The 24,972-nt window shown below is 63.4% G+C and carries 23 protein-coding genes and 2 pseudogenes; 16 read left to right on the top strand and 9 right to left on the bottom strand.

Translation table 11 applies throughout. The features are described 5' to 3' along the window. The first annotated feature begins 52 nt into the window (after positions 1-52). Positions 53-652, top strand: a complete 600-nt coding sequence (gene rplI / locus NL528_RS20105; RefSeq protein ID WP_309184405.1) for a 50S ribosomal protein L9 — start codon at positions 53-55, stop codon at positions 650-652. A 133-nt stretch (positions 653-785) separates the two neighbouring features. On the opposite strand, the gene NL528_RS20100 is transcribed toward rplI, so the two are convergent. The 3 genes from NL528_RS20100 to NL528_RS20090 form a co-directional block, all read right to left on the bottom strand. Continuing rightward, on the bottom strand, positions 786-1,250 hold the full coding sequence (locus NL528_RS20100; protein WP_309184404.1) for a PaaI family thioesterase: 465 nt from the start codon (positions 1,248-1,250) through the stop codon (positions 786-788). Then, a complete protein-coding gene (locus tag NL528_RS20095; RefSeq protein WP_309184403.1) occupies positions 1,247-1,855 on the bottom strand; it encodes a TetR/AcrR family transcriptional regulator in 609 nt (202 codons plus the stop codon). Before NL528_RS20095 ends, NL528_RS20100 begins: the two co-directional genes overlap by 4 nt. A gap of 89 nt (positions 1,856-1,944) precedes the next feature. Beyond that, entirely contained in the window at positions 1,945-2,970 is a 1,026-nt protein-coding gene (locus NL528_RS20090) for a hypothetical protein (RefSeq protein ID WP_309184402.1), read from the bottom strand. A gap of 252 nt (positions 2,971-3,222) precedes the next feature. Between NL528_RS20090 and NL528_RS20085 the strand changes: the two genes are divergently transcribed. Then, positions 3,223-4,473: a cyclopropane-fatty-acyl-phospholipid synthase family protein gene (locus NL528_RS20085; RefSeq protein ID WP_309184401.1), complete on the top strand. Its 1,251-nt coding sequence runs from the start codon at positions 3,223-3,225 to the stop codon at positions 4,471-4,473. Positions 4,474-4,482: 9 nt separating this feature from the next. Here NL528_RS20085 and NL528_RS20080 read toward each other — a convergent pair whose 3' ends face one another. Next, complete coding sequence (locus NL528_RS20080; RefSeq protein ID WP_309184400.1) at positions 4,483-4,692, bottom strand: transcriptional regulator; 210 nt, start codon at positions 4,690-4,692, stop codon at positions 4,483-4,485. 134 nt (positions 4,693-4,826) lie between these two features. On the opposite strand from NL528_RS20080, the gene NL528_RS20075 reads away from it, so the two are divergent. The 4 genes from NL528_RS20075 to NL528_RS20060 all read left to right on the top strand — a co-directional run bounded on the left by NL528_RS20075 (position 4,827) and on the right by NL528_RS20060 (position 8,848). Further along, positions 4,827-4,949 (top strand): hypothetical protein, encoded by a 123-nt coding sequence (locus NL528_RS20075; protein WP_309184399.1) that lies wholly within the window; start codon positions 4,827-4,829, stop codon positions 4,947-4,949. A 313-nt stretch (positions 4,950-5,262) separates the two neighbouring features. Continuing rightward, positions 5,263-6,762: a replicative DNA helicase gene (locus tag NL528_RS20070; protein ID WP_309184398.1), complete on the top strand. Its 1,500-nt coding sequence runs from the start codon at positions 5,263-5,265 to the stop codon at positions 6,760-6,762. 45 nt (positions 6,763-6,807) lie between these two features. After that, positions 6,808-8,061: an alanine racemase gene (gene alr, locus NL528_RS20065; RefSeq protein ID WP_375144030.1), complete on the top strand. Its 1,254-nt coding sequence runs from the start codon at positions 6,808-6,810 to the stop codon at positions 8,059-8,061. Positions 8,062-8,077: 16 nt separating this feature from the next. Then, a complete protein-coding gene (locus NL528_RS20060) occupies positions 8,078-8,848 on the top strand; it encodes an exodeoxyribonuclease III (RefSeq protein WP_309184397.1) in 771 nt (256 codons plus the stop codon). Between the two features lie 3 nt (positions 8,849-8,851). Here the strand turns inward: NL528_RS20060 and NL528_RS20055 are convergent, their stop codons facing one another. Beyond that, on the bottom strand, positions 8,852-9,220 hold the full coding sequence (locus tag NL528_RS20055; protein WP_309184396.1) for a GFA family protein: 369 nt from the start codon (positions 9,218-9,220) through the stop codon (positions 8,852-8,854). Positions 9,221-9,436: 216 nt separating this feature from the next. Here NL528_RS20055 and NL528_RS20050 point away from each other — a divergent pair, with 216 nt between their 5' ends. The 10 genes and pseudogenes from NL528_RS20050 to NL528_RS20005 all read left to right on the top strand — a co-directional run. Next, positions 9,437-10,162, top strand: a complete 726-nt coding sequence (locus NL528_RS20050) for a sulfite exporter TauE/SafE family protein (protein ID WP_309184395.1) — start codon at positions 9,437-9,439, stop codon at positions 10,160-10,162. A gap of 142 nt (positions 10,163-10,304) precedes the next feature. Continuing rightward, entirely contained in the window at positions 10,305-11,189 is an 885-nt protein-coding gene (locus tag NL528_RS20045; RefSeq protein WP_074277395.1) for a prohibitin family protein, read from the top strand. A 159-nt stretch (positions 11,190-11,348) separates the two neighbouring features. Beyond that, positions 11,349-12,510, top strand: a pseudogene (locus NL528_RS20040) (pyridoxal-phosphate dependent enzyme). Between the two features lie 799 nt (positions 12,511-13,309). Continuing rightward, positions 13,310-13,972, top strand: coding sequence for a hypothetical protein (locus NL528_RS20035; RefSeq protein ID WP_309184394.1), 663 nt, complete (start codon positions 13,310-13,312; stop codon positions 13,970-13,972). Between the two features lie 550 nt (positions 13,973-14,522). Next, positions 14,523-14,873, top strand: a complete 351-nt coding sequence (locus NL528_RS20030; protein ID WP_309184393.1) for a hypothetical protein — start codon at positions 14,523-14,525, stop codon at positions 14,871-14,873. 304 nt (positions 14,874-15,177) lie between these two features. Continuing rightward, a complete protein-coding gene (gene radA / locus NL528_RS20025) occupies positions 15,178-16,641 on the top strand; it encodes a DNA repair protein RadA (protein ID WP_309184392.1) in 1,464 nt (487 codons plus the stop codon). A gap of 157 nt (positions 16,642-16,798) precedes the next feature. Next, positions 16,799-17,428: a CvpA family protein gene (locus NL528_RS20020; protein ID WP_309184391.1), complete on the top strand. Its 630-nt coding sequence runs from the start codon at positions 16,799-16,801 to the stop codon at positions 17,426-17,428. A gap of 21 nt (positions 17,429-17,449) precedes the next feature. Further along, positions 17,450-18,967 (top strand): amidophosphoribosyltransferase, encoded by a 1,518-nt coding sequence (gene purF / locus NL528_RS20015; protein ID WP_375144029.1) that lies wholly within the window; start codon positions 17,450-17,452, stop codon positions 18,965-18,967. Between the two features lie 164 nt (positions 18,968-19,131). Next, positions 19,132-19,875 (top strand): SDR family NAD(P)-dependent oxidoreductase, encoded by a 744-nt coding sequence (locus NL528_RS20010; protein WP_309184390.1) that lies wholly within the window; start codon positions 19,132-19,134, stop codon positions 19,873-19,875. Positions 19,876-20,096: 221 nt separating this feature from the next. Further along, positions 20,097-20,726, top strand: a pseudogene (locus tag NL528_RS20005) (hypothetical protein); the annotation flags it as partial. 197 nt (positions 20,727-20,923) lie between these two features. Here the strand turns inward: NL528_RS20005 and NL528_RS20000 are convergent. Genes NL528_RS20000 through NL528_RS19985 form a run of 4 tightly spaced genes read right to left on the bottom strand, consistent with a single transcriptional unit; the run spans position 20,924 to position 24,880 of the window. After that, on the bottom strand, positions 20,924-22,171 hold the full coding sequence (locus NL528_RS20000; protein WP_309184389.1) for a TCR/Tet family MFS transporter: 1,248 nt from the start codon (positions 22,169-22,171) through the stop codon (positions 20,924-20,926). Next, positions 22,168-23,553: a ribosome biogenesis GTPase Der gene (gene der, locus NL528_RS19995; protein WP_309184388.1), complete on the bottom strand. Its 1,386-nt coding sequence runs from the start codon at positions 23,551-23,553 to the stop codon at positions 22,168-22,170. The genes NL528_RS20000 and der overlap by 4 nt, the downstream gene beginning before the upstream one ends. A gap of 53 nt (positions 23,554-23,606) precedes the next feature. Next, positions 23,607-24,197, bottom strand: coding sequence for a hypothetical protein (locus tag NL528_RS19990; protein ID WP_309184387.1), 591 nt, complete (start codon positions 24,195-24,197; stop codon positions 23,607-23,609). A gap of 29 nt (positions 24,198-24,226) precedes the next feature. After that, the gene (locus NL528_RS19985) at positions 24,227-24,880 is read right to left on the bottom strand and encodes a tetratricopeptide repeat protein (protein ID WP_309184386.1); all 654 of its coding nucleotides are present in this window, start codon (positions 24,878-24,880) and stop codon (positions 24,227-24,229) included. Between the last annotated feature and the right edge of the window lie 92 nt (positions 24,881-24,972).

The following is a 24,972-nucleotide window of genomic DNA, read 5'->3' as shown; positions in this document are numbered from 1 at the left end:
CACTCAAACTTGCACACAAACCGAATACCACCACTTCAAAAGGAGAACGAATATGGAAGTCATTTTGCTGGAACGCGTTGCCAAGCTCGGTCAGATGGGTGAAGTCGTCCGCGTCAAGGACGGATTTGCCCGCAACTTTCTCTTGAAGCGCGGCAAGGCGCTGCGCGCGACCGCGGACAATCGCGCCAAGTTCGACGGCATGAAGGCCGAGCTCGAAGCTAACAACATCAAGGCCAAGGGCGAGGCAACCAAGGTCGCCGAGAAGATCGACGGCCGCAATGTCGTCCTGCTGCGTCAGGCCTCGGAATCCGGCCAGTTGTTCGGGTCGGTGAATGTGCGCGACATCATCGCCTCGTTCGAGGCCGACAAGGTCACCATCAGCCGCAGCCAGGTCATGCTGGACGCGCCAATCAAGACCATCGGCAAGCACAAAATCGCCATTGCCGTGCATCCGGAAGTCGAAGTCAGCGTCAGCGTCACCGTGGCGCGCAGCGCCGACGAGGCCGAGCGCATCAACCGCGGCGAGGACATCTCGACCCGTCAGGAAGACCAGGATGCCGCCGCCGAGGCGCTCAAGGCCGCCGGCGAATTCTTCGATCCGGAAGCCCGCCACGACGACGAGGAGCCGGCTGCCGCGGCCGACGAAAAGTAAGCCTTCTCGTTACGTCTGATAGCTCAAAGCCCGGCCGGGAGTTCTGGTTCTGAAGCAGAACCAGAGCTCCCGATTCTTTTTTGACGCGTTTTCTTTACGCGAACCGGTACCCACTTCGCTTGAAAACGCTTTGTCAGGCCGGGCTTTGGATTCGTGCTGCAGCTTTGTCGTCGAGCATTGCGATCGAAGCCAATGCCGTTGCGGTGTGTTTCTCGACCCCGTCGATCACGCAAAACACGTCCGCGGCGACGACCGCGACCTGACGTCCGGGCTTGATCACGCGCGCCCGGCAGATCAAGCGTTCGCCGGCCGCCGGCGACAGCAGGTTCAATTTGTATTCCGCCGTCAATGCCGGCTGGCCGCGCGACGTCGCCGCCGCGATCGTGGTCGCATTGTCGACCAGAAACGCCGTCACGCCGCCGTGGAACAGGCCGTGCTGTTGCAACAGCTCCGGCCGCCGGTCGACCGCGAGCGTACAGGTGCCACGCGCCAGTTCGGAGAGCTCGGCGCCGACATGAGTCATGAATCCCTGGCGGCCGACATTGTCGCGGATGCGGGTTGCGATCGGTGCGAAGTCGGGGTCGGTATCAGCCATCATGTCGTTTCTCCAGTTATGCCGGGCGCATCGGTTGCCACCACCGCGCGGATCGCGCATGCGATCAAAATTTCGGTCTGCTCTCTCGGATCGGCGCGGTCGCGGCCCGCGAGATAGGCGCGACAGAAAATCTGCGCCGGTCCGATGATCTGGCTGAAGAACAGCGCCGGCGACATCGGCAGCAATTCGCCGCGCGCGATCAGCGGCGCGCGCCATCCTTCGACGCCATCTGCAAGGCGCGAATTCTGCGCGCGTTGCGCGACGCGGATCTCTTCGCTCCATTCGCTGCGGGAAATCTCGAACAAATAGCGCGCCTCGCGCCGGTTGTTGACCACCCAGTCCAGATGCGCCTGGATCAACCGCGCGACCCCTTCCCTCGCGCCGAGGTTTTCCCCGATCGCCGCGAGGACGGCGCCGTGGTAGCGCTGCAGAATTTCCAGAAACAAGGTGCCGGCCAGCTCCTTCTTCGATCCGAAGAAATGGAAAAAGCTGCCGTTGGACGCCCGCGCCCGGGTTCGAATGGCGGCAACGGTCGCGCCCTCAAAGCCGTCGCGGTCGAACACCGCCAATCCCGCCGCCAGCAAATCCTCGCGCGCCGTGGTAGCCATCCATGCCCTCGCCGACTAGATCAATACTCTAGAGTGTTACTCTAGAGATGGTCAAGCCCGGGCGGGCGCCGCGATGGCGATCGCGAAATCTACTGGGAGATCGGAGGTACTGGCGGTCCCGCCGGGACGACCGGCGGCAGCGGCGGCGCCGAGGCCGTTACTGCCGGGGGCGTGGGTGGGGCTGCCGCCGGCATCGGCGAAGCAGCAGCAGCTGGCGATGGGCTGGCGGCCGGCTCGGTAGTACCGGTGCCGGTGGCCGTCGCCGCTGGGGGCGCCGGTGTGACCGGCGGAACCGGATCGGGGCGTAGCGCGGGAGGCTCGCCGCCAACGCTCTCTTTGGGCGCCTCGACCTTGGCGGTCTCGGACTTGGCGCTCTCGGACTTGGCGCTCTCGGACTTGGCTTCGTCGGCCGGCTTGGCGGCCTCGGGCTTGTCGCCCTCACCCTTGGCGGTATCGCCCTTCGCGGATGCGTCGTCCTTCGCGGCCTCGCCCTTGGCCGGCTCTTCCATCTTCGGCGGCTCTTCGGCGCCCGGCTTGCTACGCTTGCTCAGCCTCTGCCTGGCGCCCATTTTGGGCTCGGTCGCAGCGGGGGTCTGGCCTTCCGCGGGCTCGCTCGGCCGGGCCAGCCGCTTGCGGCCGGGACGGCCGGGTTCGGCTGGCGGCGAAATTCCATCGGTGTCCGGCTTGGCAACCTCCTGCGCCGGTGCGGCCGGATGTTGCCGGCGGCCAAACCGATCGAGCTGGTCCGGCGGACCGGCGGGCCTAGCCTCCTGCGTAGGCTTGGCCTCCTGCTTGCCGTCCTTGCCCTGTTTCGGCTGATCCTTCGCCTGGTAGCGGGTGTCGGTCGCGCCATTCGACACCAGGAACGAGGCCAGCACCGAGGCCATGTCGCCGCTGGTGGTATAGTGCTGACGCAAAAAGCCCGGTAGCGACGAGGCCGGTATGGTCTTCAAGAGGCCACGGGGGCTCTTGTGGCAGGCGGTACAGGTGCCCGAGAAAATCTGGGAAGGGCTTTTGCCGGCTTCGAGATTTGTCGCCTGGGCATGCACCTCGCCCACCGCCAGACAGCCGATCAGAAGCATCACCGTCGCTAAACTGAGCGCTCGGCTCAACATCTAAAATTCTCCAGATTCGGAAATCGCTGCCCGGCGTCGCAGGGTTGCGGCGGTCACCTTTTAGCCGATTATCGCGCGAATGGAAGCACGCTTGTGACGCAACTGCGTGATTGTCACATTTTGGAATATCCGCTTTGAGTACAACGCCGTAGCGCGCAGACATCGCCACTCCTATGATCTTTTGGACGTATTGGAACCATCGGTTCCGCCGTGCGTCAGATGTAACGGCTGGTCCGCTCCATTGGTGCTTCGATGGATGGTTTGTTGCGTTATTTCCTAGGGCAATTCGTTCGTCGCGGTTCGATGACCTTCACGACCGCGAACGGGACGACATTTACCTGCGGAGATGGGACCGGCCGGCCGGTGTCGGTGCGGTTCATGACCGCCCGTACGGAACGGCGGATTCTCCTCAATCCCGAACTGGCGCTCGGCGAAGCCTTCATGGACGGCACGTTCGTGGTCGAGGACGGCTCGATCGCCGACACGCTGGCGATCCTGTTCGATCAGCCCGAGATGGTGCCGCGCTGGGCGCGGCTGCAATGGTGGCTGCGCTATTTCGCGCGGCACATCAGGCAGTTCAATTGGCGCGGCCGCGCGCGGGACAATGTCGCCCATCATTACGATCTGGACGGGCGGCTCTATTCCCTGTTTCTCGACGCCGACAAGCAATATAGCTGCGCCTATTTCGAAACCCCGGATATGAGCCTTGACGACGCCCAGCTCGCCAAGAAGCGGCACCTCGCCGCCAAGCTCCTGATCGGTCGCGGTGCCCGCGTGCTCGACATCGGCTCGGGCTGGGGCGGGCTTGGCCTCTATCTGGCTGAAATGACCGGCGCCGATGTTACCGGCATCACGCTGTCGACCGAGCAGCTGGGGGTCGCGAACGCGCGCGCGGCCGAGAAAAACCTGACGCGATCGGCCAAGTTCCTGCTTGAGGATTACCGCGACATTCCAGGCTCCTTCGACCGCATCGTGTCGGTCGGCATGTTCGAGCACGTCGGCGTCGGCTTCTACGAGACCTATTTCAGGCGATGCGCCGAGCTTCTCAGCGATGACGGCGTTATGGTGCTGCACTCGATCGGCCGTTCGACCGGCCCCGATGTGACCAGCCCCTGGGTCACCAAATACATCTTCCCCGGCGGCTACATCCCGGCCGTCTCCGAAGTCATTCCGGCGATCGAAAAAGCCGGGCTTCTGGTCTGCGACATCGAGATTCTAAGGCTGCATTATGCGGAAACGCTGCAGGCCTGGCGCGAGCGCTTCATGGCGCGGCGGGAAGAAGCCGTGCGGCTCTACGACGAGCGCTTTGCACGCATGTGGGAATTCTATCTGGCGGCGTCGGAAATGTCGTTCCGCAAGCAGAACCTGATGAATTTCCAGATCCAGCTCACCAAACGCCAGGGCGTGGTGCCGAATACCCGCGATTACATCGCGCAGGAGGAAGCAAGGCTGCGCGGGGTCGAGCAGCGACAACAGCCGCGGCTGCAGTTGGCGGGCGAATAGCGAAGATTCTCAGTTTCGCAGGCTGTAAGCGGAGCCGTAATAGCCAAAGCCGGAGGCCGGACGGGCAAGCTGCTCGCGCAGCGCGGCGAGCACGATGGGATCGCAGGGCACCGCGCGCAGTTCCGGGCGGGAAACCTCCTCCATGGCGTCGATCAACGCCGACAGCCAAAGGGTCTGCTCGGCTCCCGTTCGCCACGTCCTGAGTTGCTGCTGACCCATCGTCGTTTCCTTGCCAGACCAATTCCAACCCGGAAGTGGCCCGCCTGTTCCCATCCACCATGCCGCGAAGAAAAAATTCGGCGGATGTGATCTGCTTCACATTGGCCAACCGCGGCTTGTCGTAGACCTCCGCCATGGCCGAGAAAACTTACCCAGCTTCGTTCGATCCGCAGCGCGACATCGGGACCGATTACGCCTTGATCGCCACCGGCGTGGCCGCCGCACTGATAGCGTTGATCTATCTGATCCTGATTTGATCAATCGCTAACATCGGGCCCGAAACGCCGACAGCGCTTGGATTAGGTATGTCCAAGTGGCGACAAGGTTCAGGCCGTCCTAAAATATTGCCCGACATTTTTATGATGCTCCGCGGTACTCCGGCCCGCCGGTCGCCCGGTTTTGGCCAAAACCCGTCAAGGAGAATGCGCGGCCCGATCCGGGATTCACACTTCACGTTGTGTGAATCGTGCATAAGGCATGTCAGCACTTCCGCCGGGCTCGGGGGTGGCGCTTTATCGCCGCCCCGCTTGTCGGGATTCCCAACAACCGACCCGAAGCATAAAATTGTCCATGGCCCTGACTGATTCGAACGTCCTCAAGCTTGCGCCCGATCCGGGAACTCCAGCCTATCGGAGCGCACCGCACAACATCGAGGCGGAACAAAGCCTGCTGGGCGCGATCCTGGTCAATAACGACGCGTTCTATCGGGTTTCGGACTTTCTGGAGCCGAAGCACTTCTTCGAACCGATCCACCAGACCATCTACGAGACCGCCGGCAGCCTGATCCGGATGGGCAAGGTCGCGACCCCGGTCACGCTGAAGACCTTCCTGCCGGCCGATACCGATATCGGCGGCATGACGGTCGGCCAGTACCTCGCCCGCGTCGCGGCCGAAGCGACCACGATCATCAACGCACAGGATTACGGCCGCACGATCTACGACATGGCGCTGCGCCGCGACCTGATCCGGATCGGCGAGGACATGGTCAATGTCGCCTTCGACGCGCCGGTGGATTTTGCGCCGCGCGCGCAAATCGAGGATGCCGAACGTCAGCTCTACGAACTGGCGGAGTCGGGGCGTTACGACGGCGGTTTCCAGCGCTTTTCGCAGGCGCTTACGGTGGCCGTCGACATGGCGGCAAAGGCCTTCCAGCGCGACGGAAGATTGTCCGGCGTCGCTACCGGCCTGCGCGATCTCGATACCAAGATGGGCGGCCTGCAGGCGTCCGACTTGATCATCGTCGCCGGCCGTCCCGGCATGGGCAAGACCGCGCTTGCGACCAACATCGCCTACAACATCGCCAAAGCGCATCGCGCCGAGGTTCAGCCCGACGGCACCATGAAATCCGTCAACGGCGGCATTGTCGGCTTCTTCTCCTGCGAAATGTCCGCCGAACAGCTCGCCACGCGTATTCTCGCCGAGCAGACCAGCATCGCCTCCAGCATGATCCGCCGCGGCGGCATCACCGAAACCGACTTCGAGAAAATCCGCGACTATTCGATCGAGCTGCAGTCGCTGCCGCTCTATGTCGACGAAACCGGCGGCCTGTCGATTTCGCAGCTCACCGCGCGGGCACGCCGGCTGAAGCGGCAGAAGGGCCTCGATCTCATCGTGATCGACTACATCCAGCTGTTGCAGGGCTCGGGAAAGAAGGGCAACGACAACCGCGTGCAGGAAGTGACGGAGATCACCACCAACCTGAAGGCGCTGGCGAAGGAGCTCAACGTTCCGATCATTGCGCTGTCGCAGCTCTCGCGTCAGGTCGAGAACCGCGACGACAAGCGCCCGCAACTGTCCGACTTGCGCGAATCCGGATCGATCGAACAGGACGCCGACGTCGTGATCTTCGTGTATCGCGAGGAATATTACCTCGCCAACAAGGAGCCGCGCATCGGCACGCCCGAATATGAAAAATGGCAGCTCGACATGTCGCTGGTGCACGGCAAGGCCGAAATCATCATCGGCAAGCAGCGCCACGGCCCGACCGGAACGGTGGAAGTGCAGTTCGAGGGCCAGTTCACGCGGTTTAGCGATCTGGCGCCGGACGGCCATTTGCCCGACCGGATCTGAACGCGCCCGGGTTGAACCGCCCTGGCGCGGGGCGTAAAAAGCGGTATGAACATCGCCCCAGACCCGAAATCGATCCCGGAAAGCACCCTGCTCTCGCCCGAGGCGAACCGGGCCGCCGCGCTTGCCAGCGCCGTCGGCGTGCTGACCGTCGATCTCGACGCCATCGTCGCCAACTGGCGCAAGCTCGAGAAAACCGCCGTACCGGCCGAATGCGCCGGCGTGGTCAAGGCGAACGCCTATGGTTGCGGCGCCGAACAGGTCGCGCGCGCACTGGCCTGGGCCGGCTGCAAGACGTTTTTCGTCGCCACGATCGAGGAAGCGCGCGTGGTCCGCGCCGCGGCGCCGAATGCTGCGATCTATGCGCTCAGCGGCTTCTTCCAGAATACCGGCGAGGAATACGCCAAGATCGATTGCAAGCCCGTGATCGGCGACCTCAACGAACTCGCCGAATGGGACGTGTTCTGCCGCCGCTCCGGCTGGTCGGGCGGCGCGGGCATTCATATCGACACCGGCATGAACCGGCTGGGGCTGACGATATCGGAAGCGCAAGGCATCATCCCGCGCATCAATGCCGGCGATCACGGCATCACGCTGGTCATGAGCCATCTGGCCTCCGCCGAACAGCTCAACAATCCGCTCAACGCCAGGCAGCTCACGAGCTTCCGCGAGATCGCCAGCCTGTTCGCCGGAGTGCCGGCCTCGCTGTCGAATTCTTCGGGCATTTACCTGGGCGCCCAGTTCCAGTTCGACCTGGTACGGCCGGGCGCGGCCCTCTACGGCATCAATCCCACGCCCGAGGCCGACAATCCGATGCAGCCGGTGGTCGAATTGAAGGCGCGCATCGTGCAAACCCGCAATGTCGAGAAGGGCGAGACCGTGGGTTACGGCGGCACCTGGACCGCGCGGCGGCCGACCAGGATCGCGATCGTCTCCGCCGGCTACGCCGACGGCTATTTCCGCGCCGCCAGCGCCAATGACGGTACCCGCGGCGCGGAAGTGGTGGTCGCGGGCAAGCGCTGCCCGATCGCGGGCCGCGTTTCGATGGACCTGATCGCGGTCGACGTCACCGATATCGAGAAGAACGCCGCGCGGCGCGGTCATTTGGTGACGTTGATCGGCGACGGCATCACCGTCGACGAGCTCGCCCATCATTTCGGCACCATCGGCTATGAAGTGCTGACCAGCCTCGGCCGGCGCTTTGCGCGGATGTACAAGGGCGGCAATCCGACGGCGGAGCCGGTTGCGCCGCCGCCCGCTGCGGCCGAACCCTCGACTCCCGCACCCGCGACGCCGTCCTGACGCTTTTCGTCAGGTCATGAAGATCGCCACCTTCAACATCAACAATGTCAACCGTCGGCTGCCGAACCTGTTGCGCTGGCTGCGCGCGGCGAAACCTGACGTCGTGGCCTTGCAGGAACTGAAATCGACCGACGCCGAATTTCCGATTGCTGCGATCGACAAGGCCGGCTACGGCGCGGTGTGGCGCGGCCAGAAGACCTGGAACGGCGTCGCCATTCTGGCGCGCAACGCCGAGCCGGTGTTGACGCGGACGGCGCTACCCGGCGACGCTGACGACCGTGAGGCGCGCTATATCGAAGCCGCCGTCCGCGGCATCATCGTCACCAGCCTTTATCTGCCGAACGGCAATCCGCAGCCCGGGCCGAAATTCGACCACAAGCTCGCCTGGTTCAAGCGGCTTCGCGCGCACACGGCAAAATTCATCAAGCAGGACATTCCCGTCGTGCTGGCCGGCGACTACAACGTCGCTCCAACTGAACTGGATATCTATCCGACAAAATCGTGGGACAAGGACGCGCTGATCCAGCCGAAGAGCCGCGCCGCGTTCAAGGCGCTGATGGCGCAAGGCTGGACCGATTCCATCCGCACGCTGCATCCGTCACAGCCGATCTACACGTTCTGGGACTACAAGCGAAACCGCTGGCCGCGCGATGCGGGCCTTCGGCTCGATCATCTGCTGCTCAGCCCCGCGCTGGCGCCGCGCCTGACCAAGGCCGGCGTCGACCGCAAACTCCGCGGCGAGGAAGGCGCCAGCGATCATGCGCCGGCGTGGATCGTGCTGAAGTAAGCTTCACCACAAATTCTTGCCGTCGATCACGGTCACCGGCACCGCATCGAGATCGAAATCGTCGAACAGCCGCGCATTGACGCCGACCTTGGGATTTTCGAAGTCCGGCTTGCCGGTCGACCAGTCCGGCGATTCCGAATAGGTGCCGCAGCCGCAATTGGCGCAGAAATGATGCTTGACGGTGCGGCTGCCCCAGCGATAGGTCGCGACATTATCGGGCGGCGAGGTCAGGCGGAATTGCGCCGGCGTATAATAGGCCCACAGCGCGCCACGCTTCGAACAAAGTGAACAGGTGCAGCGGGTCACGCCGGCCGGCGCCTCGCTGACCTCGAATTGCGTGTTGCCGCAATGGCAGCCTCCCTTGATGCTCACGATCCGCTCCCTTTCGAATGATCCGCTATCGCCGGACGTCGTAACCCGAGCCTGCTGCCAGCATGGTGTCAGCAGCCGCTCGGCATGCGGCTGCAATCCAATCAATGGCCATTGGGTCCGGGACTCGGATAACCTCCGCCTGAAAAAAGAAGCGGAGGAATGCGCGCCGGTCGGTGCCGGATCGCAGAGCCAATCCTTGACGCTGAAAGGGCCGTCGTGGGTTTTCTGTTCGTCCTCGTCGTCGGCCTGATCGCCGGCACCATCTCGGGCATCGTCGGCACCGGATCGTCGATCATGCTGATGCCGGTGCTGGTGTATGAGTACGGACCGAAGCAGGCGGTGCCGATCATGGCGGTTGCCTCGGTGATGGCGAATTTTTCACGCATTCTCGCCTGGTGGCGCGAAGTCGACTGGCGCGCCTGCGCGGCCTATTCCGTCACCGGCATTCCGGCCGCGGCGCTTGGCGCGCGCACGCTGCTGGCGCTGCCCTCGCATGCCGTCGACATCGCGATCGGCCTGTTCTTGATCGCCATGGTGCCGGTGCGGCACTGGCTTGCCCGGCATCAACTCAAAGCAAAACTCTGGCATCTGGCGATCGGGGGTGCAGCGATCGGCTATCTCACCGGCATCGTGGTGTCGACCGGCCCGCTCAACGTGCCGCTGTTCCTGTTCTACGGGCTGACCAAGGGCGCGTTTCTTGCCACCGAAGCTGCGAGTTCGCTCGGGCTTTACCTCAGCAAATCGGTGACGTTCGAACGCTTCGGCGCGCTGACGTCGGACGTGTTCCTGAAAGGCCTGATCGCCGGCTCCTCGCTGATGGCCGGCGCCTTCATCGCCAAGCGTTTTGTGCTGCATCTCGAGCCCAATGTGTTCCGGCTGTTGATGGACGCCATGATGCTCGCGGCCGGCGCTTCGCTGCTGTGGTCGGCGGCATTTTCATAAAACTTTGCCGTTACCGGCTTGCCGGCCTGAACCAACCGCAGCGATTGGCCGACCAAGGGACGCAAGTCACATCGAATTCGTAACGGGCCATGAATGATCGTCCGGCTTTTAGGCCGCATTCAAAACCGCCCAGGAGGAACACATGCCAAGGGGAATTATCGCCGCGGCCATCATTGGCCTGGTCGCGCTCGCCGCCATTTTGGGAAGCTGGTACACGGTCGATCAGACCGAGCGCGGCGTGTTGCTGCGCAACGGCGCCGTCGTCGGCACCGCGCAGCCGGGCCTCGGCTTCAAGATCCCGGTGATCGACAGCGTCGAGAAGATCAGCGTCAGGACCACGACCTATACGTGGGACAAGATGAACTCCTATTCCTACGATCAGCAGCCCGCCGACCTGAAGATCAGCGTCACCCTGCGCGCGTCGCCCGACAAGGTAGCTGACCTCTACGCCAAGTTCGGCCGGCTCGACACGGCCGTCAATCAGGTCGTCAACCCCGTGGTGAACCAGCAGGTCAAGGTCGTGTTCGGCCGCTATACGGCGGTGAAAGCCATTCAGGAGCGCGGCGCGCTCAATAGCGCGATCAAGGACGCCATCACCGAGACGCTGAAATACGATTCGATGATCATCATCGAGAGCGTCCAGCTCGAAAACATCGATTTCAGCGCCAACTATCTGCATTCGATCGAGCAGCGCATGCTGGCCGAGGTCGAGGTGCAGAAGCTGCAGCAGAACGCCGAACGCGAAAAGGTGCAGGCGCAGATCACCGTGACCCAGGCCAATGCGAAAGCCAACGCCGTCCGCGCCGAAGCGCAGGCCAACGCCGACGCCACCCGGCTGAACGGCGAGGCCAAGGCCTCCAACATCAAGATCACCGGCGAAGCCGAAGCCGCCGCGATCGAAGCCCGCGCCAAGGCGCTCGGCACCAATCCGAATCTGGTCACGCTGGTGCAGGCCGAACGCTGGAACGGGGTGCTGCCGACCACGATGGTGCCGGGTTCGGCGGTGCCGTTCGTTTCGGTGAAGTGAGGTCGAATGCGCAAGCGATAATGCCGGAGGTCGTGATCTCCGGCATTGTCAGTCGAGGCGCCCCTGTCTCGATACAATAGGGAGCGTTGACTCGCACGGCGTCGGCGGCATACGGCATCGGACAATTGATTGTCTCGCAGCCGGATGAGGGACCCGTTGATGCCCCAATCCAGACGAAAGCCGGAAGCATCCTTCTACGTCGAGCCCCGAAGCGGCGACCGCTATCCGCTGGATATTCCGCGCTGGTGCGCCGACCGGCAAATGCCGCTGCTGATCAGTCCGCAGCCCGGCATCGCGCGCGATGAAATCGACCGCCGCGTGCGATCGCTCTGGCGATATCAGGCATCGCTGCCCGTGGAAATCTCCAAACCGATTTCGCTGGGCGAAGGCTGCACCCCGCTGGTGCAGAAGGAATGGGACGATTTCCGGCCGTTCTTCAAGCTGGAATGGTTCAACCCGACTTGCAGCTTCAAGGATCGCGGCACCACCGTGATGCTGTCGTATCTCCGGCAGCTTGGCGTCGATGCGGTGCTGGAGGATAGCTCCGGAAATGGCGGCGCATCCGTTGCGGCGTATGGTGCGGCCGGCGGAATGCGCGTCAAAATACTGGCGCCGGCCTATACCTCTCCTGCAAAGATCGCTCAGGTTCGTGCTTACGGTGCCGAGGTGCAACTCGTCGAGGGACCGCGCGAGGAGTCCGAGAAAGAGGCGATACGCCAGTCCGGTCAGATCTTCTACTCCAGCCACAACTGGCAGCCCTTCTTTCTGCAGGGGACAAAGTCGATGGCATATGAGCTTTGGGAAGATTTCAATTTCGAGGTGCCCGACAACATCATCATTCCGGTTGGCGCAGGCAGCAATCTTCTCGGTTGCCGCATCGGTTTCTCGGAATTGCTCGCCGCCGGTCAGATACGGAAGCTTCCGCGGCTGTTCGCAGCCCAGCCGTTCAACTGTTCACCCGCTCGACGCGAGCTTCAAGGCCGGCGTCGACACGCCGGTACAACGCGCCGTCCACAAGACCATCGCCGAGGGTACCGCAATCGCGCATCCCCTGCGGCTTCGGGAAATGATCCAGGCCCTGAAAGAGACCGGTGGAGAAACGGTTGCGGTCTCCGAGGACGAGATCGTGACGGCCTTGAAGCGCCTCGCCCGGCTCGGACTGTTCGTGGAGCCCACCTCGGCTGGCGCCGCGGCTGCGCTGGCAAAGCTCATCGAGCGGAATGTCATCACCGCCCGCGAGCGCACCGTCGTGTTGATTTCGGGCACCGGCATCAAAACGGCGTCCGCCATCGCCGAGCTTCTGGATCAAGGCCATCAATGACCGTTTCATCGTGAGATGCGCCAACTATTTAAAGTAATCGCAGCCTACGTTCGTCATCTCGCCGGCGCCGCCGACGCTGACCACGCCGCCAAGGCGGATGATCAGGAAGTAGGTTCTTAGCAAGCGGCAGTGCTCCCGATGCAGCGGAAATGGCTGGGCGCTCTCCGCCAAGTCATTGTCCGTATTGCAAATTAGTGGACCGCAACTGTCCGGCAGAATAAACTAGCCAAGATTTCTGACAGCTTTCCTTTCCCATCAAAGAAGTTCAAGTCATTTGAGATGAATCAAGTCCGTTCGCTGTGGCTCCCCTAGTTAAATGTAAGAGAGCATCAGGGCATACTGCTTCAGAGGAGGCAGGCTATGGCGCAACGATCTTTCGGTGGGAGTGCCAAGGACAACGGCGGCGAGGATGAGGACCCCGGTAGGAGCGAGGCCCGGTCTACCTTCGATCGCCTGTTGCGAGAGTATTTCGAACTGTTCGACGGAGAATTCCCAGCGACGAGCGAAGAAACCCGATCGTCCGATCCTCCTTCTGACGCACGCAACAAAGAGCCCGTCTCGACGAGGGACGCCGAAGGAAAGTCTCGATGCGTTTCGCGCCGCAGCACGGCTGGCTTGGTCTGCTAAGCAGTTGAATGTGCTCGAATGGGGGCCGACCTGAACCTTTGGGCCGTCGAGATGTCTAAATCTGTAAGCGGTGCACTCCACTGCTGCCGCACATGCTCAAATTGATCTGAAACAGCGTCGAATTTGGATTGCCAAGTCTCCCTAGGTTGAAACATTTGTGCTGGAGATTCACATGTTTCTCACTGCATCACGCGCCCTCATTCTCGCTGTTGCCGCTTTCGCGATAACGGGATCGGCATCTGCCCGGACAACGCCTCCCCCTCACGTCCCACCGCAGAAAACCATTGGCGCCGCGAAGCCCGAAGTGGTGCCATCGCTTTTCGTACTCAACTCAAGGGGCGCGGCGCTGCAGGGTGGCAAGCTGTTAGTGACCGGAGTCTCGCCGAATGCCATCGTCTTTTCCGACCGTCCCGTGCGGGCGGCGGGCCATGATCTCACCAGCCGTATCGTCGAGGATTGGGGATCGGGCAGCGACAATTTCTCAAAGGATCCACGCAACGCCACCGTCTCCTTATTCCAAAGAGAGGGCAACGGGGTGCGCGATGCGGTGGTCGCCTTGAAGAATCCGGAGCTGGAAGGTGAAAATCTCGCTTTTGACGTAGATGTACTCGAGGGTGACATCAAGGGAGAGGACGGTGCAGCGTCGCTCTTCATCGATATCATCGGACGTCCGTTCACGCCGATGTCCTTTGCCGGCGTAGCGCAACGCACGGCATGGCGGGGTGCTACTACGCAGGAGGCGCAGCAGCAGTTGGAGCCGCCGCCTACGGCGCATACGCTTATGGTGCACCTCGCTGCGGCTACTATCCGTATCCGCCTTGTTACTGAACGCTAGTTGCTATTGTGACTGAGCAACGAGCCAGCCGCGCAATCGTCCGGCGTCGTCGGCCATCGAAGGAGGTCCGTCTCATGAGGATGACGTGCTTAGTTGCTGTACTTTGTGCCCTTGAGGTGGCCGTGGCAACGGCCGCCTTTGCGAAGACGTCGCGCACAAAAGTCGTGACGGCCTCAAACGTTCGCCAGGCCGCACCTCTGGTGGATAGTTGCCGGGGCGGCTTTGTCTGCAGGCAAGACTTATTTGATCGCAACAACAGGAACAACCTGCGATCCGACTGGCCTGGTCCTCCGGCTCAACCAGGCCAGTTCTGACGCAGTTGGCTTTCGTGGCATTTCAGCGCGGTTCAATTCGTAGGGCTTGAAGGAGGTCAAGATGAAGATAGCGATGCAGAGTGGGTGAAGTCGCGGTCAACTGCGACGCGGTTGAGGGGAGCAAGCAAGAGTCGAAATTCACAGTGATCCGGCTCTCGTTTCGAGAGCGCGGCTCACTTTACGGGCAGCCCATTTGTTAGGGCCTCCCTGACTATCTGGACGAAGGAGTGACATGTATGAAACGCTTGCCGCTTGTTATGGCCGTGCTGACGACAGCACTTGCGCCAACTCTTGTGTCGGCCCAATCGGTTAATCTCACCGGCATCTACAAATGCGTTCAGATGTGCCGGGGAAACCTGCCAGCTCACATTACCCAAAACGGGACTGAACTTAATCTCCTGACGGAGGCTGGTCAGCCGTCCCGCGCGTGGCCGGACTGGTACTGGCCGGCAAGCCGGATTTGGATCGACGCATTTAACCAGAGTGCGGTCTATTCGCCGGATGGCATGCTCATTCAGTTCGATAATGGCACGATCTGGCAGCGCGACATTCCGGCGGTTCCGCCGCTCCTGCGCCGGCGACGATAGGATATTGGCGAACCGGGGACGGAAGATCCATCGACGAAGCCTCGATGAATCGGGTTGGCTTGTTACGTCACGAATACGAGCGTTTGGCGCAAAGTGGGCCTCAGGCCAAAGCGCGAGTTCAGCTAAGGGTCCAAAAGCGGAATTGTAGGGAACAACCGCTTATTGCTCGAAGCGGAAATTCGATGAAGAGGGATTTCGATCAATTGCGTTACGCATGGCCTAAAGGAGACCGTCTATTAGGGCGGCCTCGCGCCGCATTCCGTGCTATGGGGAGGGATTCGAACCCACCACCGATTACCCCTCCATGGCCAAATCCACCCTCTCCTTTGTCTGCCAGAACTGCGGCGCGGCGTATAATCGCTGGCAGGGCAAGTGCGAGTCCTGCGGCGAGTGGAATACGCTGGCCGAGGAGGACACCACCGGCGCCACCTCGATGCCGGTCTCGATCCGCTCCAAACGCAGAGGGCGAACGTTCAAGCTGGAATCCCTGACCGGCAAGAGCCAGGACGCTCCTCGCCTGTCCTCCGGCATGGTCGAACTCGACCGCGTCACCGGCGGCGGCTTTGTGCGCGGCTCGGTGCTTTTGGTCGGCGGCGATCCCGGCATCGGCAAATCGACATTGTTGACGCAAGCCACCAGCCTGATGGCCCGCGCCGGCCATCGCGTGGTCTACATATCAGGCGAAGAGGCAGTGGCGCAGGTGCGGCTGCGCGCCGAGCGGCTCGGACTTGCCGATGCGCCGGTGCAGCTCGCCGCCGAAACTTCGGTCGAGGATATCGTCTCGACGCTGTCCGAAGGCACCGTGCCGCGGCTGATCGTGATCGATTCGATCCAGACCATGTGGACCGACACGGTGGAATCAGCCCCCGGCACCGTGACGCAGGTCCGCGCCTCGGCGCAGGCGCTGATCAGATTTGCCAAGAAATCGGGAGCGGCGATCATCCTGGTCGGCCACGTCACCAAGGACGGCCAGATCGCGGGTCCTCGCGTGGTCGAGCACATGGTCGACGCGGTGCTGTCGTTCGAGGGCGAAGGCTCGCAGCAATTCCGGATCCTGCGCGCGGTTAAGAACCGATTCGGCCCGACCGACGAGATCGGCGTGTTCGAGATGACGGGGCTGGGGCTGCGCGAGGTCTCCAACCCCTCCGAATTGTTCCTGTCGGAACGCGATCTCGGCAGTCCGGGCACGGCGGTATTCGCGGGCATCGAGGGCACCCGCCCGGTGCTGGTGGAATTGCAGGCCCTGGTGGCGCCGACCACGCTCGGCACGCCGCGCCGCGCGGTGGTGGGCTGGGATCCGAGCCGGCTGTCGATGGTGCTGGCGGTGCTGGAGGCCCATTGCGGCGTAAAACTGTCCGGATACGACGTCTATCTGAACGTGGCGGGCGGCCTGCGGATTCAGGAGCCCGCGGCCGACCTCGCCGCGGCCGCAGCGCTGGTGTCGTCGCTGGTCAATGCGCCGCTACCGACGGATGCGGTCTATTTCGGCGAAATCTCCCTGTCCGGCGCGGTGCGGCCGGTAGCGCAGACCTCGGCGCGGCTGAAGGAAGCCGCAAAACTCGGCTTCGGCCGTGCCGTGCTGCCCGAATCGGCCCGCGGAGAGGTCGGCGGCGACGCCGGTCTCGCCCTCAATACCGTGGGCGGATTGACCAGCCTGGTCGCGGATATCGCCGCTCGCGGCAGCCCGAAAGGCGCCAAAGAGGGCTCGCGGGAGGGCGCGGCTGAGAAAAATGCCACACCGGCCCGATTCCGTCGCGAGAACGGTTAAAGCGGCGTGACGGGACCTGCCCCCGCCGCTATACATCCGGCGCGCGGGACAGCGTCATTCCGGTCTTGCCGGATGCGCCATATGACCGTCACCTAGGACGGCACCGACACGCCGATTCGCAAGGTTTTGAGAACGTACGAGCGGACCTGACCAGCCGATGCCGATAACAATACTCGACCTTGTCCTGCTCGGAGTGATGCTGATTTCGGGGCTGCTCGCGATGGTGCGCGGCTTCATGCGCGAGATTCTGTCGATCGCGGCCTGGGGCGCGGCGGCTTTGGTCACGCTATATGCCTTCTCGAAGCTCTTGCCGACCGCCAAGACTTATTTCAATAACGACACGGTCGCGTCCGTGGTCGTCGTGGCCGGCGTGTTCATCGGTACCTTGATCGTGGTGTCCATCATCACGGTGCGGATTTCCGACATGATCCTGGATTCCCGAATTGGCGCGCTCGACCGCACGCTCGGGTTCCTGTTCGGCCTCGCGCGCGGGCTGTTGATCGTCGTCGTCGCTTACCAGTTCTTCGTCTGGTTGGTTCCGGACAAATCTCGGCCCGATTGGGTCACCGGGGCGAAGTCCCGGATGGTGCTGCAGGGAACCGGGGAATGGTTAATGGCGCTCTTGCCTGACGACCCCGAGAACACCATCTTAAAGAAATTCAAGAAGAATAAACCCGAAGACGATCAAACTGACACCGAGCAGGCAGCCCCTGCATCCGGTGATGGCTACAGCAAGCCTGCGCGCGACAGCCTCAAAAAGCTGATCGAGAAACCCGCAGGCAAGTAACTCAAGGCCAAACGAGAGGCGATGGACGAGATGCAAAACCCTTCCGATCCCGCCGAGCAACTTGACCGAAACTCCGGTCCGATCGAATTGCAGGACGATCTCGAAGGCGACACGTTACGCGAGGAATGCGGCGTGTTCGGCATTTTCGGCCACCCCGAGGCCGCCGCCATCACCGCACTCGGATTGCACGCCCTTCAGCATCGCGGCCAGGAAGCCGCCGGCATCGTCTCCTTCGACGGCAGCCGCTTCCACTCGGAGCGCCGGCTCGGCCTCGTCGGCGACACCTTCTCCCGCCGCGAAGTGATCGAGCGCCTGCCCGGCAACGCCGCGGTTGGCCATGTCCGCTATTCCACCACCGGCGCCACCATCCTGCGCAACGTGCAGCCGCTGTTCGCCGAACTCAATGCCGGCGGCTTCGCGGTCGGCCACAACGGCAACCTCACCAATGGTCTGACGCTGCGCCGCGAGCTCGTCCTCCACGGCGCCATGATGCAGTCGACCACCGACACCGAAGTGATCCTGCATCTGGTCGCGCAGTCCAAGCGCAGCCGCTTCATCGACCGCTTCATCGAGGCGCTGCGCACCATCGAGGGCGCCTATTCGCTGGTGTCGCTGACCAACAAGAAACTGATCGGCGCGCGCGATCCGCTCGGCATCCGTCCTTTGGTGCTCGGCGATCTCGACGGCCACCCGATCCTGGCGTCGGAAACCTGCGCGCTCGACATGATCGGCGCGAAATATGTCCGCGACGTAGAGCCTGGCGAGATATTGGTGTTCGACGAACAGGGAGCGCACAGCCACAAGCCGTTCCCGCCCAAGCCGCCGCGGCCCTGCATCTTCGAATACATCTATTTCTCGCGGCCGGATTCCATCGTCGGCGGCCGCTCGGTCTATGAAGTCCGAAAGGCCTTCGGCGCCCAGCTCGCACGTGAAAGCCATGTCGAGGTCGATGTGGTGGTACCGGTGCCGGATTCCGGCGTGCCTGCCGCGCTCGGTTACAGCCAGCATTCCGGCGTGCCGTTCGAACTCGGTATCATCCGCAATCACTATGTCGGCCGCACCTTCATTCAGCCGACCCAGAGCGTGCGCGAACTCGGCGTGCGCATGAAGCATTCGGCCAACCGCGCTGCGATCGAGGGCAAGCGGATTATCCTGATCGACGATTCGCTGGTGCGCGGCACCACCTCGAAGAAGATCGTGCGCATGATGCGCGACGCCGGCGCCCGCGAAGTCCATTTCCGCCTCGCCTCGCCGCCGATCCTGTACCCGGATTATTACGGCATCGACCTGCCCGACCGCGGCGGCCTGTTGGCCGCGACCCACAGCCTCGAAGAAATGCGCGAGATCATCGGCGCGGATTCGCTGGCATTCCTGTCGATCGACGGCATGTACCGCGCCATGGGCGAGCCCGGCCGCGATCCCGCCAATCCGAAATTCGCCGACCACTGCTTTACCGGCGCCTATCCGACCCACCTCACCGACCAGACCCAGGTCGAACCGTCACCCCGGCAGTTGTCGCTGCTGGCGGAGGCGAGCTAACTGTCGTCCCCGCCTAGGGCGCAATTGCGCTCCGGCGCGGGGACCCATAACCCCGGGCGTCAGTTGTTCGCGCGAAATTAGACATAGACACCTTCCCCGATTACAGCCGTCACGGCGTATGGGTCCCGGCTTTCGCCGGGACGACGTCGAAGAGAATTACCTGAATGCCCCTTCCCCTCGCCTCCCGTATCGCCCTCGTCACCGGCGCCTCGCGCGGCATCGGCTATGCCACGGCGCGCGCGCTCGCCAAGGCCGGCGCGCATGTCGTTGCCGTCGCACGGACGCAAGGCGGGCTTGAAGAGCTCGATGACGAGATCAGGAAGGACGGCGGCGGCAGCGCCACGCTGGTGCCGCTCAACCTTACCGATTTCGACGGCATCGCCCGCCTCGGCGCCGCGCTGCATGAACGCCACGGCAAGCTCGACATCCTCGTCGGCAATGCCGGTGTGGCCGGCCCGTCCTCGCCGCTCGGGCATATCGAATTAAAACCCTGGAACGACGTGATGGCGATCAACGTCACCGCGAACTTCCAGCTGATCCGCTGCATGGAGCCGCTGCTCAAGCAGTCTGACGCCGGACGCGCCGTGTTCGTGACCTCGGGCGCCGCCAACAAGGCGGCCGCCTATGTCGGCCCTTATGGCGCATCGAAAGCAGCACTCGAGACGCTGGTGCGGACCTGGGCCAATGAGACCGCGTCGACGCCGATCCGCGTCAATCTGTTTAACCCCGGCCCGATCCGCACGCGCATGCGCGCCACCGTATTTCCGGGCGAAGACCCGATGACGCTGGATACGCCGGAACAGGCCGCCGAGTTCATCGTGCCGATGTGTTCGCCGGCGTGGGCTGAGACCGGCAGATTTTACGATTACAAGACGCGCACACTGATGAGCTTTCGGGCGCCGGCGTAAGCTCATTCCACGTCATTGCGAGCCAACGGGTCGCGCGAATGCGCGCCCGATGACAGGCTCCGCGAAGCAATCCATTCTATCTTTATGCGGCGCGATGGATTGCTTCGCTTGCGCTCGCAATGACGGTGTCAAACCGTTGACTCCCCGGCCTCCCCACGATTGACTGCTCCCCCAAGCGGGAAAACCCGCCAATAAAATCAAGGGAGGAAGCCAAGATGCGGATGTTCAATCGCGCGCGCCCGATACCTGCCGTCACACGTCTCACCAAAACGCTTTACGCCTGCATCGCTGCCGCCGGGCTGGTCGGCGCGCCCCAGCTTTCGCACACCGCGCAGGCCGGCGAGATCCCGACCTTTGCGGTCGACGCGGCGTGGCCAAAGCCGCTGCCGAACAACTGGATCCTCGGCCAGGTCGGCGGCATCACCGTCGACTGGCAGGGCCACATCTGGGTGATCCATCGCCCGCGTTCACTGACCGACGACGAGAAGGGTGCGACGCTCAATCCGCCGCGTTCGAAATGCTGCGTGTCGGCGCCGCCGGTGCTGGAGTTCGATGTCGACGGCAATCTGCTGCGCTCGTGGGGCGGCCCCGGCGAAGGCTATGAATGGGTCGGCCGCGAGCACGGCATCGAAGTCGACGAACGCGGCTTCGTCTGGATCGGCGGCAATGCCGACAACGACAACGCGATCCTGAAATTCACCCTCGACGGCAAGTTCGTGTCGCAGATCGGCAAGATCGCACCGAGCAAGGGAAGCAACGACACCACCCAGCTCGGCAAACCCGCCGAGGCCGCGATCGACAAGGACGCGAACGAAATCTACGTCGCCGATGGACGCCAAGGGCAACGTTTATACCGCCGAAGTCGATACCGGCAAGCGGATCCAGAAGTTCAAACTGACCTCGGACGCGCTACGATAGGCGGATTGCCGGGAAACCCCGGACCAACTAACACACGCGCCCGATGAATAAACTCAGCGTGCACACCACCTCTCGTGCAGTGAGAACGGTGGGCACGGCGCAAGTGCGCCTTTGCCCACCCTACAATTTCCTACGATCTCTTGCCCGCCAGCGTCCGCAGCGCGATCACCAGCGCCAGCAGCAGCAGCGCCGATGCGAGATAGAACGGCGCGCCTGGTAGTTTGAACGGCGCGTTCGCGCCGATGAACCAGGCAAATATCAGCGTGAACAGAAACGGCCCGATCAGCTGCGAGACGCTCTGCACGCTGTTGGTGGCGCCCTGCAACTGGCCCTGCTGATCGGGCGCCACCAGTTGCGTCGTCAGCGCCTGGGTCGCAGCACCCGCAATGCCCCACAATGCCATTACGGGAATGCCGGCCCAGAACAGCGGCCCGCTCGGCGCCGCACCGAAGATGAAGAAGCCGACGGCGCCGCAGGCCAGGCCGAACATCAGGGCGCGCCGTTCGCCGAACCGCCTGACGATTGGGCCGATGGTCGTGCCCTGCACCACCATCGCGCAGATGCCGACCAGCGCCAGCGTGGCGCCGACCGTGGTCGTATTCCAGCCGTAGCGATAGGTCGCGTACAGCACGAAGGTCGAGGGCAGCACCACATGCGCGAGCTGGGCAAAGAAATTCGCCAGCGACAGGCCGGCAAGCACCCGGCTCGAACGCAGCAAATGCAGCGCGCCAATCGGGTTCGCGCTTTTCCAGCGGAACGGCGAGCGGCGCGCCGGGGGCAGCGATTCCGGCAGGATCAGCAGGCCGTACATCGCATTGGCAAAGCTCAATCCCGCCGCGACCCAGAATGGCAGCCGCGGATCGAAGCCCCCGAGCAGCCCGCCGAGCGCAGGCCCCAGAATGAATCCGGCGCCGAAGGCGACGCCGATCTTGCCGAATACGGTCGCGCGTTTTTCCGGCGGCGTGACGTCGGTGATGTAGGCAAACGCCGTCGAGATGCTGGCCGAGGTGATGCCCGAAATCACCCGGCCGACAAACAGCCAGATCAGCGACGGCGCCAGCGCCATCAGCACGTAATCCGCCCCGAGGCCGAAATTCGACAATAGCACCACCGGCCGCCGGCCGAACCGGTCCGACAGCCCACCCAGGATCGGCGAGAATAGGAACTGCATCAGCGCCCAGGCGGTGCCGAACAGGCCGAAGATGCGCGCGGCGTTGGCGGTATCGTTGTTGACGAAGCTTTCGATCAGTTTGGGCAGGATCGGAATGATGACGCCGAGCGCCAGCGTATCGAGCAAAATGGTGACGAAGATAAAAATCACCGCCGCGCCGCGCGCCGGAGGGGTTTCAACCACACCGTTCGCGGCCTGCTCGCTCATGACGGCCGTTTGCGCTTGTGGGCGAACGGATTTTCCTTCTCGCGCAGCGAGATCCGCACCGGCGTGCCCGGCAATTCGAAGAATTCGCGCAGGGTATTGACCAGATAGCGCAGATAGGATTTCGGCACGGCGTCGGCGCGCGAGCAGAACAGGATGAAGCTCGGCGGCCGCGCCTTGGCCTGGGTGATGTAGTTCAGCTTCAGGCGGCGGCCCGACACCGCCGGCGGCGGGTTGGCGTCAACGGCCTGCTCGAACCAGCGATTGAGCGCCGCCGTCGGCACGCGCCGGTTCCACACCGCATAGGCTTCCTGGATCGCGGTCATCAGGCGGTCGATGCCCTCGCCCATCAGGCCGGACACCGCGACAACCGGCGCGCCCTTGACCTGCGGCAACAGATGATCGACGTCAGTGCGCAGCGTCGAAATCAGACTGCCCTTCTGCTCCATCAAATCCCATTTGTTGACGGCGATCACCAGCGCCCGGCCCTCGCGCTCGATCAAATCGGCGATGCGCAGATCCTGTTCCTCGAACCGGTTCTGCGAATCCATCATCAGCACGACGACTTCGGCAAAGCGTATCGCGCGCAGCGCGTCCGCCACCGAGAGTTTTTCCAGCTTTTCCTCGATCCGCGAGCGCCGCCGCAATCCGGCGGTATCGAACACCCGGAAATCGCGCCCCTGCCAATTGATCTCGACGGAAATGGAATCGCGCGTGGTGCCGGCTTCGGGGCTGGTCAGGAGCCGCTCCTCACCGAGCAGATGGTTGATCAGCGTGGATTTGCCGGCATTGGGACGGCCGACGATGGCGACGCGAATCGGACGCGTGGCGAGATCCTCGTCGGATTCGATGACATCGTCATCGTCGAATTCCTCGCTCTCTTCGACCGGCTCCGGCATCAGCACGCGCAATGCGTCGTAGAGATCGCTCAAGCCCTCGCCATGCTCGGCCGATATCTGCACGGGATCGCCGAGCCCCAGCGCATAGGATTCCATCGCGCCGACTTCACCATGCCGGCCCTCGCTCTTGTTGGCGACCAGCACCACCGGCTTGTTGGCGCGGCGCGCGAAATCGGCAAAGGCGCGATCGTTCGGCGTCAGACCCGCGCGGGCGTCGATCACGAACATCAGCGCGTCGGCGAGCGCAATCGCGGTTTCGGTCTGCTCCTGCATCCGCGCCGTCAGCGACCCCTTGGCGCCCTCGTCGAGGCCGGCGGTGTCGATGATGGTGAATTCGAGATCGCCGAGACGGCCCGCACCCTCGCGGCGGTCGCGGGTGACGCCGGGCTCGTCATCGACCAGCGCGAGCTTCTGCCCAACCAGCCGATTGAACAGCGTCGATTTTCCGACATTGGGCCGGCCGATGATGGCGAATGTGAAAGACATAAGAAATCCGTTCGCCCGTCAGGACGCGGGTGTCAATGAGCTGAAAACAAAACCTAGCGCGTGAAGGTGCCGCTCGGCATCGGTGCCGGGAACGGCGCGGCGGATTGTTGCGACGGTTGCGCCGGGTTGGCCGGTTGTGCGGCCGGCTGGGCGGTCTGATCAGGCGGCGGCGCGGTGGTGCGCTTGCGCGCGATCTTTTTGGGCTTGGGTGCCGGCGGTGCGGCGGCGGTTCCGGCTTCTTCCTCCGGCACGGCGTCGGCAGCGGCCGCGGTGGCGGCGGGCGCAGCCGCAGGCTCGGTGCCGGCCGTCGCGGGCGGCTTGCCCTTGCCCTTCGATCGCTTGCCCTTCGGCGCCGGCGCCGGCTCGGGCGGCGGGGCCTCGGCAGCCGCCGCCGCGGCGGCGTTCTGCTGGTCGATCTGCTCCTGCCGGGAGCCCTTGTACAATTCCTTCGGCACGCCCTGCTCGAGGCCCGGCACGCCATCCGGGAATACCGGCTTGCGCTCACCGGGCAGCTTTTTCTTGGTGTCGAGGAAGTCGAGCAGATCGGACGGATCGAAATTGCTCAGGCTGCTCGAACAGCCCGCCAGCACGCCGGACAGCGCGATGACGACGGCGGCTGCGATCAAACGTTGTGAGCGGCGCATGGTCGATCTCTCACTCAACTCGTTTGCGATCAGCTCTTGGCGACGGGCGGAAGCAGGGCCTGCAGCGCCTCGGCACGCGAGCGCAGGCTCGGCGGCGTCTCGCCGTCATTGGCAATCTGATCCAGCCATTGCCGCGCCGCGGTCATGTCATTGGCGCGCCAGGCCGACAGCGCCAGCAATTCGCGCGCGGTATGACGAAAGGTCGCGCCCGGGGCAGCCGCGGCCTCGAGCCGCTGCAACAGGTTGGGATAGGTTGAGGTTTCCAGCAGCAATTGGGCGGCGCGGACCCGCGCCAGATCCTGCTCCGGCGTGCCGACACTGCGATCGGCGGCGATATCGTCGAACATCTTCGCCGCGGCCTGCGGATCGCGGCTGGCGACTTCCGCCGCCACGCGCAGCCGTGCCAGCACGCGGTAACCCGACGGCGCCTTGGCGGCCAGATCGGCAAACGCCGCCTCAGCCTCGGTATGCTTATTCTGCTCGGAGAGTTCGACGGCCTTGTCGAAGGCCGCACCGGCCTCGGCCGCCTTCTTGGCCTCCAGATACTCATAGCCGCGCCAGCCGCCGACCGAGGCGATGATCAGCAGCGCGCCGGCGACGATATAGATCGAATACTGGTCCCACAGCTTCTTGAGCTGGTCGCGACGGACATCCTCGTCAACTTCGTCAAATAATTCAGACACTTAAAGCTATCCCATCCCCTGGGGGCCGCACCTTTCGGCGGCAGCGCCATGCGCCTGATCCCCCCGCACAGCGGCGGCGTTACCCTAACGAT

The organism is Bradyrhizobium sp. Ash2021 (assembly GCF_031202265.1).
Lineage (GTDB): Bacteria > Pseudomonadota > Alphaproteobacteria > Rhizobiales > Xanthobacteraceae > Bradyrhizobium.
Note: the sequence above shows the minus strand (reverse complement) of the source record. Positions and strands in the feature narration are given on the sequence as shown.

Coding starts and splice junctions, on each gene's coding strand:
- NL528_RS20080 (WP_309184400.1), bottom strand. CDS start 4,692: ATGGGTCAGCAGCAACTCAGGACGTGGCGAACGGGAGCCGAGCAGACC.
- NL528_RS20090 (WP_309184402.1), bottom strand. CDS start 2,970: ATGTTGAGCCGAGCGCTCAGTTTAGCGACGGTGATGCTTCTGATCGGC.
- NL528_RS20075 (WP_309184399.1), top strand. CDS start 4,827: ATGGCCGAGAAAACTTACCCAGCTTCGTTCGATCCGCAGCGCGACATC.
- der (WP_309184388.1), bottom strand. CDS start 23,553: ATGTCTTTCACATTCGCCATCATCGGCCGGCCCAATGTCGGAAAATCG.
- purF (WP_375144029.1), top strand. CDS start 17,450: ATGGACGAGATGCAAAACCCTTCCGATCCCGCCGAGCAACTTGACCGA.
- NL528_RS19990 (WP_309184387.1), bottom strand. CDS start 24,197: ATGCGCCGCTCACAACGTTTGATCGCAGCCGCCGTCGTCATCGCGCTG.
- NL528_RS20095 (WP_309184403.1), bottom strand. CDS start 1,855: ATGGCTACCACGGCGCGCGAGGATTTGCTGGCGGCGGGATTGGCGGTG.
- NL528_RS20070 (WP_309184398.1), top strand. CDS start 5,263: ATGGCCCTGACTGATTCGAACGTCCTCAAGCTTGCGCCCGATCCGGGA.
- NL528_RS20100 (WP_309184404.1), bottom strand. CDS start 1,250: ATGATGGCTGATACCGACCCCGACTTCGCACCGATCGCAACCCGCATC.
- NL528_RS20010 (WP_309184390.1), top strand. CDS start 19,132: ATGCCCCTTCCCCTCGCCTCCCGTATCGCCCTCGTCACCGGCGCCTCG.
- NL528_RS20020 (WP_309184391.1), top strand. CDS start 16,799: ATGCCGATAACAATACTCGACCTTGTCCTGCTCGGAGTGATGCTGATT.
- NL528_RS20085 (WP_309184401.1), top strand. CDS start 3,223: ATGGATGGTTTGTTGCGTTATTTCCTAGGGCAATTCGTTCGTCGCGGT.
- NL528_RS20035 (WP_309184394.1), top strand. CDS start 13,310: ATGTTTCTCACTGCATCACGCGCCCTCATTCTCGCTGTTGCCGCTTTC.
- NL528_RS20060 (WP_309184397.1), top strand. CDS start 8,078: ATGAAGATCGCCACCTTCAACATCAACAATGTCAACCGTCGGCTGCCG.
- NL528_RS20030 (WP_309184393.1), top strand. CDS start 14,523: ATGAAACGCTTGCCGCTTGTTATGGCCGTGCTGACGACAGCACTTGCG.
- NL528_RS20000 (WP_309184389.1), bottom strand. CDS start 22,171: ATGAGCGAGCAGGCCGCGAACGGTGTGGTTGAAACCCCTCCGGCGCGC.
- NL528_RS20045 (WP_074277395.1), top strand. CDS start 10,305: ATGCCAAGGGGAATTATCGCCGCGGCCATCATTGGCCTGGTCGCGCTC.
- alr (WP_375144030.1), top strand. CDS start 6,808: ATGAACATCGCCCCAGACCCGAAATCGATCCCGGAAAGCACCCTGCTC.
- rplI (WP_309184405.1), top strand. CDS start 53: ATGGAAGTCATTTTGCTGGAACGCGTTGCCAAGCTCGGTCAGATGGGT.
- radA (WP_309184392.1), top strand. CDS start 15,178: ATGGCCAAATCCACCCTCTCCTTTGTCTGCCAGAACTGCGGCGCGGCG.